At 60.9% G+C, this 1,607-nt stretch carries 2 protein-coding genes; one reads left to right on the top strand and one right to left on the bottom strand.

The window, feature by feature from the left end; all coding sequences use genetic code 11:
• Positions 1–1,320, bottom strand: a protein-coding gene (locus tag BLX42_RS09380; RefSeq protein ID WP_161871651.1) for an IS3-like element ISCc3 family transposase whose coding sequence is annotated in 2 segments (ribosomal slippage) — positions 1–981 and positions 981–1,320 — 1,321 coding nt annotated over the 2 segments. Because the reading frame shifts where the segments join, the coding sequence is not laid out codon by codon here. This gene is flagged as partial in the annotation.
• Positions 1,321–1,341: 21 nt separating this feature from the next.
• Between BLX42_RS09380 and BLX42_RS09375 the strand changes: the two genes are divergently transcribed.
• Positions 1,342–1,607 (top strand): type IV secretion system protein (locus BLX42_RS09375; protein WP_218580310.1); only part of this gene is annotated, 266 nt, incomplete at its 3' end.

The following is a 1,607-nucleotide window of genomic DNA, read 5'->3' as shown; positions in this document are numbered from 1 at the left end:
GTTCAAGGGTCTGTCGCTTGACGCTGGCGCGGCGGCGCAGGATGTCGGCGGCTCGGCCGAAGTAGGCGTCGGCCGGCGTTACATTCTCCAGGCTCTCGTGATAGCGGGCGTGGTTGTAGTGCTCGATGAAGGCGCCGATCTGGGCCTCCAGGTCGCCGGGCAGGAAGTAGTTCTCCAGCAGGATGCGGTTCTTCAGGGTCTGATGCCAGCGCTCGATCTTGCCCTGGGTCTGGGGATGGTAGGGTGCGCCCCGGACGTGTTTCATCTCCTGCTTCCCCAGCCAGTCGGCCAGTTCGCCCGAGATGTAACTGGAGCCATTGTCCGACAGCAGACGCGGCTTGTGCCGGACGCTGACCTGATCGCAGCCCGACGCGCTGAGCGCCAGTTCCAGCGTATCGGTGACGTCCCCCGCCTTCATGGTCGTGCACAGCTTCCAGGCGATGACGTAGCGCGAGAAGTCGTCCAGGATCGTCGACAGATAGACCCAGCCCCATCCGATGATCTTGAAGTAGGTAAAATCAGTCTGCCACATCTGGTTGGGCGCCGTGGTCTTGTCGGTGAACGCCTTGGCGGCCTTCATGACGATGAAGGCCGGGCTGGTGATCAGGTCATGGCTCTTCAAAAGCCTGTAAACACTGGCTTCCGAGACGAAGTAGCCCTGACTGTCGGTGAAGCGCACCGCCAGCTCCCGCGGGCTCAACTCCGAGTGCTCCAGGGCCATCTCCAGGATCGCGGCGCGAACATCCTCGGGGATGCGGTTCCACACCCGGCTTGGGCGCGCCGGGCGGTCTTCCAGCGCCTCCGGACCGCCGGTCTGATAAAGATCATACCAGCGATAGAAGGTGGCGCGGGGCACGCCGATCTGGGCCAGCGTCCTGCGCACGGGCAGGGTCGATTGCTCGACCAGGCGGATGATCTCGATCTTTTCGCAAGCGGGATATCTCATTCCCCGTCGCCCCCATCGGCGATCATGCTTTTTTTGAGCAGGCGGATTTCAAGCGCCTGTTCGGCCACCACCTCTTTGAGGGCCGTCGATTCTCGGCGCAGGTCCTTGACCTCGTCCGTCGTCGCGGCTCGGGCCGTATCGCCCGCCAGGCGGCGCTTGCCCGCCTCCATGAACTCCTTAGACCACACGTAATACAGGCTCTGCGCGATGCCCTCCTTGCGGCAAAGCTCAGCAATGCTGTCCTCCCCGCGCAGCCCGTCCAGTATGATCCGGATCTTGTCTTCCGCCGAGAAATGCCGGCGCGTCGCCCGCCGGATATCCTTCACCACCCGCTCACCGGGCGTCGCCTTCGCGGCCAAGGGTTTTGGTCTCATCTTCGTTCCTTCGTCACTTCGATGAGACCAAAACCCTCCTCTAAACGGAACCCTCAATCTGTCTCATTGGCGCTGACGGCGGACAACGCCGGATTTGCAATATTCAGACAGCTCATCGAATACATTGGCGAGTTGGCATCTCAGAATGCGGGTTTTGGCACCCTTGCACACGTCGACATGATCCTTTGTGCTGCGGTAGCAGCTATCGGCATTATGTTGGCCTTTATTGTTCTTGCGATCGAGGTGGCAGTAACAATAATAGAGTTTCACCTTGTGACGCTCATAGC

The sequence above is a fragment of the Pseudomonas sp. SG-MS2 genome, from assembly GCF_009933855.1.
GTDB classification, from domain to species: domain Bacteria; phylum Pseudomonadota; class Gammaproteobacteria; order Pseudomonadales; family Pseudomonadaceae; genus Aquipseudomonas; species Aquipseudomonas putida_E.
This window is presented reverse-complemented; position numbering and strand designations above follow the sequence as displayed.